Annotated in this window: 3 protein-coding genes and 1 pseudogene; all 4 read right to left on the reverse strand. The window is 45.4% G+C overall.

Annotated elements, in window-relative coordinates:
• Nucleotides 1-521, reverse strand: a pseudogene (locus Abci_RS14240) (hypothetical protein); the annotation flags it as partial.
• A 69-nt stretch (nt 522-590) separates the two neighbouring features.
• The gene (locus Abci_RS12985; protein ID WP_048839605.1) at nt 591-1,937 is read right to left on the reverse strand and encodes a carbohydrate porin; all 1,347 of its coding nucleotides are present in this window, start codon (nt 1,935-1,937) and stop codon (nt 591-593) included.
• Between the two features lie 138 nt (nt 1,938-2,075).
• Nucleotides 2,076-4,472, reverse strand: a complete 2,397-nt coding sequence (locus tag Abci_RS12990) for a membrane-bound PQQ-dependent dehydrogenase, glucose/quinate/shikimate family (RefSeq protein ID WP_052944840.1) — start codon at nt 4,470-4,472, stop codon at nt 2,076-2,078.
• A 54-nt stretch (nt 4,473-4,526) separates the two neighbouring features.
• A complete protein-coding gene (locus tag Abci_RS12995) occupies nt 4,527-5,954 on the reverse strand; it encodes a c-type cytochrome (RefSeq protein ID WP_048839606.1) in 1,428 nt (475 codons plus the stop codon).
• Between the last annotated feature and the right edge of the window lie 94 nt (nt 5,955-6,048).

The following is a 6,048-nucleotide window of genomic DNA, read 5'->3' on the forward strand; positions in this document are numbered from 1 at the left end:
ATGGCATCAAACCCGGCACCGCTATCGATACCTGTGATTTATAACCAAAGAAGGGGATAGCGAGATCCGTTGACGAGAGCGTTCTGTCTTTCTGACATTTTTGCCTTCAGTGTCCAGCTCACATGGCGGTCCTTGTGGGGCAGTTTGGACCACTTGCCCTGCATGTCTTCAGGGATACTCCTACATAGAGATCCGTTTCTCAGTGTTCGTATTGCGTTGCCTGGAAGCAGCCACCAGTGTTGCATCCAGAATATGGCCGGACATTGAGAGATAAACAGCGTTGAGTAGGTGGGATCAAGACGATCAAACTCCTTTCAATGGCACCCGCCTTTGCTTCCATCTGAACAGGCGAGAGACTTCTCCAGATCTGGAAGAAACATCTCAAAATCCCCAGACCGGGAAAAAACTTCAAATTGGTCACCAAACCACGTCAGCCGAGCAAGCCGTTCTTCAACATCAAAGAAAATCGGCTGCCTCGCCCTCCACCATCCCCAATCTACGCAGCAGAAATGAAAACACAGAAAAAGCGCAAAACTGTTTTTTTTTGCGAACACTCCAACTACAACTTCTCGAAAAGTATCTATAATATATCAAAACATTAAGCCAGCCTTCAATCCTCCCACTATAAATTCCTTTCTCTTATAATACCCGCCAGGATTGCCAATAAACTGGAAATTTGGTCGTAAAAACCCCCAAGATGAAAGACTTAAACTATAAAAAATTTCTGATTCGAACTCATGACTTCGGTATTGATTGTTACGCATGGTATAGCGCTTGAAAGGGCCGCTAAGCCACTCAATACCAAAGGCTAAGCCAATCATATCATTGGGTCTACCACGAGAAATACCTTGCCAGAGCAGCGCTGTTGAAATGGTTCGGGAAACCGTGGACGTAGCCCTGTCTGCCATCAAACCTCGTAAAATATAGGTTAAAGATTTTCCGCTATTATTTCTATAAATGATCTGTTCAATATTAGCATAGCCACCGTACCGGTTTGATTGTAAAACGGAGTATCTGTCAATTATTGATTTATAATCAAGGTGAGGTGCTCTATCATTGGAATACCATCCGCCGAGTTCGTATGTTCCCGTATAATTATGGTTGCGCCCAAATGACGGGGTCCATTTAACTTCGTAAGGAACTAAAGCAGCCCTTGCTTGAAAAGGATTACCAAAATACATATTCTTTTCTAAAGAGTTTTTACTATCCAAGGCATACAAACCTGTTTGTATGTAGAGCTTGTTTGTTATGTAATAAACAAACCTAGTTCCCCATTGGGATACAGGCCACGTATAAATATAATCACCCATATTGTTGCCAGTCTGTGGTCCACAGAAACCAAGATTCATAAAAATACAACCCGTTGTGTCAAACTCATTGCCAATAGACAATCGTCCAACGCGTATCGTAAATTTTCCAAAATCTTCTTCAAACCATCCTTCGGCCATACGCCAGACGCTTCCTCGCCCATAAAGTTCCTGCACTTGCTGAAGGGTTGTAACACCAACATCTTTTTCAAGCTGCATGCCAGAACGTTTTGAAATCGATATATGTATTCGTGCGTTTCTCCAGTTCATTAATTTCTGGAGATCAAAGTCTGTAATAAATGCAAATTGTTTGGCAGTTGGGGCTCTGGAACGATAGCCTCCCTGAATATTTGCGGCCAGCTCGGCAGTAAAAGTTATTTTTGTTTCCACACCATACTGCCGAAGATAAGGCTTGAGCCCGGCCCAATCCCCTAATACACCATCATCGACTGGCGTCCGTAAGGGCATCCGAGGAAATTTTGTAAAATCTACAAAATTAGAAGAAACTGGATGTCCCCATATATCCGTGCCTTGATAGTTCGCCTGACCTCTTGCTGGCACGCTGACACTTACCTGAGTTGTAATAAATACAGCGCAGATAATGAAAAAATAGGCATATTTTTTCATCATTGTTTTTGCCTTAGTAGAGTATATCGACTCTCCTTTTTTGGGAAGGAAATATCGGTCACGAATAAACTGAAAAAAACAAAAAAAAACGACGTGTGATAGCGTTAATAAAATCAGCACTATCACACTTTGTTATCAGTTTTATGGTAAACTATAGGCTATTACGTAATCGCCGCGATTTTTATTGCTTCCCGTTCGGGTGGCGCCTCCGTCTACAAGAACAATATATTGCTTGTTATCACGACCCACATAAGTCATAGGCGCGCCTTGTCCACCCACTGGCAAACGGCCTTTCCATAGTTCTTTACCTGTATCGTTATCAAACGCGCGGATATAATAATCCAAGGACCCGAAGAAAAAGGTTAAGCCACCCTTCGTAACCAGCGGACCACCCATTGTAGGCATTCCCAGAGGAATATATGTGTGTGGAACAACACCATGCACCGCGGCATCCTGAATGCTTCCCAGTGGAACCTGCCAACGTGTTTTCCCTGTTGTAAGGTCAATCGCGCTCATTGTTCCAAAAGGAGGTTTAAAGCAGGGCACCCCAAGAGGTGAGAGAAAAATAGATCTCACTACGCCCCAAGGCGTCCCTTTTTGCTCGGAATACTCCCCTTCAGCGCCTGGCTTTAATCCTCTTCTTTTAGCTTCGTCCTGTTTAATGAACTGCCCCCATTGGGCAATGCGTATATCATTCACAATCAGAGTGCCCGTGCTTGGATCGATCGCACCGCCACCCCAGTTCATCCCGCCATAATACCCAGGGTAAATTAAGGTTCGCTGCTGATCTGAAAGCGGTGTCCATTCTCCACTCCAACGCATTCCACGAAATTGTATGCGGCAATAAAGCTGGTCAAACGGTGTCGCGCCCCACATGTCAGCTTCTGTTAATGGAGTTGTTCCAACAGAAATGGCTGAATAAGGCTGCGTTGGTGAAACCTGCATTCCGGGCATGACATCCGTCTGCACCTTATGTTCTTCTACCGCGAAAACTGGTTTACCGTCACGACGGTCTAAAACAAAGACCTGCCCACGTTTTGTTAGCTGAATAATAAGCGGGATTTTGTTGCCATTTTTATCGGGCAAATCATACAAAAGAGGCTGTGACGTATTGTCATAGTCGAACTGATCAATGTGAGCTGTATTGAAATGCCAACGCTCATGCCCTGTCTTAATATCCAAAGCTACAATTGCATCGCCGTATTTATTTGAATAATCGTGACGATTTCCCGTCCAGAAATCAGGGGTTTGGTTTCCTGTAGGAAAATAAACAAGCTTTAGATCAGGATCGTAAGCAGCAGTGCCCCAGAAATTCGGCGTTTCTCGAGTATAAATTTGCCCCTGCGGCAGTGGAGAGGTGTCCTCTCCCCCCCGGGCAGGATCAAACGCCCACAGAACTTTACCAGTCTGAGAATCATAGGCACGAACAACCCCTGATGGTTCACCCACCTTAAGGTTATCCGATATTTTACCCCCAACAACCACAACTCCACCAGCTACCAGAGGCGCTGCGGTAACATAATAATGCCCCGGTTCCATTTCCCCGAGATTATCAAGGAGATTGACGTATCCGTGGTCACCAAAATTTTCACAAAGTGTGCCACTATCTGCATCTAACGCGAATAAACGTGCATCTATAGTCGTGCTGATGATGCGCTTACGGCAAGTAGCATCAGCAGATTGATCGCTTGTCAAAGTCTGCGTTGTGTCAGCTAAGCTACGATCTGTTAAGGTAGCTCCTGGTTCGTCTGTGTAGCTCACACCGCGGCAACGCTTCCAGTCTTTATTTTGATCATTAATTAACACTTTAGGATCAAAACGCCATTTTTCTTTGCCTGTCACAGGATCAATAGCAATGACCTTGTTTAAAGGAGTACAAAGATAAACTGTGTCATTTATCTTAATAGGCGTTACTTGATACTCTGCACCATTTACGGCGAGATCTCCGGTGCGAAATATCCACGCGACTTTGAGTTTATTTACGTTATTTTTATTAATTTGGGTGAATTGTGCAAAGCGTTGACCGCTCGTATTTCGGCCCCAATCTCGCCAGTCATTACCAAAATTATCTCCTGCGTGCTCGTCTATTACTTTAGCGGGACCGCTTGAAGTTACTTGTGCATGGGGAGAAAACATACTCGCGACAAACGCAGCAAACACGCACCCCAATAACGCGGCAAGACCGCCTCCAACTTTTCCAGAGACAGGTTTATTACCATTTCTCTCGCTGAGAAAAGGAACAAGCGCACAAACGATTAGCGTTACAACAAGATAGGTGAGAACTCTCGGAACTGTTTGCCAAAAATCGATACCCACTTCCCAAAAGGACCAAACCACGCTTATCGATAGTAATAACCACGCAAAATAAAAAGCCAATATGCTCTTTTTAATTAGCGATATACCTATGCATGTCATAAGTATACCAGAAAAAATATAGAACCATGCACCGCCTATAGCGGCAAGCCATAGACCACTGAAGGTTAATATAACGCCCAGAGCTGTACACACACCTCCAACAAGAGGTACCAACATAATCATTATGCTATTCCTATTGATATTATTACCAGACAGAGAGTTCAGTCGGATAATTTATTAACTTGTGATCCGAGGAGCTCTACGTCGCAAAATTAGGATAATTATCCCGGCAAAAAACAGAGCAACAGTAATCATGCTAATTACTAGCAGTGCCCGTATGAAACTGACTGATAGTGGCATCTGAAGTTGGTCATGACGAAGTTTTTCTACTTGTGCTTCAGTGACCGTAGCCGTGGCAGGGTTTCCGAACGTTTTAAAAACATAGTTTGCTACCGCAGCAATCTGCTCATTGGAAAGATTAGGCGTGAACGCTGGCATGAGCGCATCTTTTCCTCCGGCGTTGCGGTGGATACCATCGGAAATAACCATGATAAGATTGTTAGGATACCGCGAGCCTGTAGTACTATTGTGGTCTAGAGACGGGAACGTTCCGTCAGATGTACCTTGGCCTGTCTGACCGTGGCAGGTGGCACAGGCACCATTATAAAGTATTGCTCCATCTAATGTCGTGCTGTTGCGTAAATTATCTGCCGTACGCTCTACAGGTGCTTCCAAGTCTACTACGTCAGGCAGGTTGCGCGCAGTAAAACCTGATCGCTGGGTGACATCTGCCGGGTTATGAACGACAGGAATCGCTTTAAGATAGACCGCGATAGCATGAAGATCAGAGTCCAACAGTTTTGAGGTGTTATGTTGAACAACCTCGGCCATACCGCCAGCAGCACTTGCTTTCCCTGTAGCCTGGCCAGTTTTAAGGTAAGACACAATCTCACCTACATTCCAATTCCCAATGCCGCTGACAGGATCTGGGGTGATGTTGGGAACATGCCAACTGCCCAAATAGGTGCCAGAGAGTGAGGCGCTAAGCTGTTCTCCCATAAAACGGTCGCGTGGCGTATGACAGGTTCCGCAGTGTGCTGGTCCCTCAACAAGGTAGCGCCCTCGATTATAATCGGCACTCTTGGATGGATCAGCAACTGGAGCTCCGGAACCGAGGTATAGAAAGTTCCAGCCATTCATTAATGTGCGGATATTGAACGGAAAGGGTAACTTTGTAGGTGCAACAATATTATCGACAGGTTCAACACCTTTCATAAAATAGACGTAGAGTGCGTGAACATCATCGTCATTCAGATTGCGAAATGCAGGGTAAGGCATCGCAGGATAAAGTGGAGCCCCATCACGGCGAATACCATTACGCAAAGCGCGGGAAAAATCCTGCTCGCTGTAGAGTCCAATGCCGCTTTTTTGTGACGGGGTGATGTTCGGTGCAATGATCGCGCCTATCGGCGTCTGGATCGAAGTGCCACCTGAAAACTGATTTTTTCTATCTGGCGCAGCATGGCAGGCTGTGCAGTCAGAAGCAGCAGCAAGATAGCTTCCGCGCTGTAATGTCGTTTGAATGTTCTCCTGAGCGTGAGCAAACGAGACACTCAGTACTGACGTCACTAAGGAACAAAAGAGTGTTAAGCGAGAGGGTGCCATGATGTGTGTTCCCCTCAGATTTCACGTGCGATGATGTTAGCGGCTCTAATGGCAAGTGCGATGACGTGCCCCCCTTTTTGTATCCACTCAAAAG

This window comes from Acetobacter cibinongensis, from assembly GCF_000963925.1.
Classification (GTDB): Bacteria; Pseudomonadota; Alphaproteobacteria; order Acetobacterales; family Acetobacteraceae; genus Acetobacter; species Acetobacter cibinongensis.

Coding starts and splice junctions, on each gene's coding strand:
- Abci_RS12985 (WP_048839605.1), bottom strand. CDS start 1,937: ATGATGAAAAAATATGCCTATTTTTTCATTATCTGCGCTGTATTTATT.
- Abci_RS12995 (WP_048839606.1), bottom strand. CDS start 5,954: ATGGCACCCTCTCGCTTAACACTCTTTTGTTCCTTAGTGACGTCAGTA.
- Abci_RS12990 (WP_052944840.1), bottom strand. CDS start 4,472: ATGATTATGTTGGTACCTCTTGTTGGAGGTGTGTGTACAGCTCTGGGC.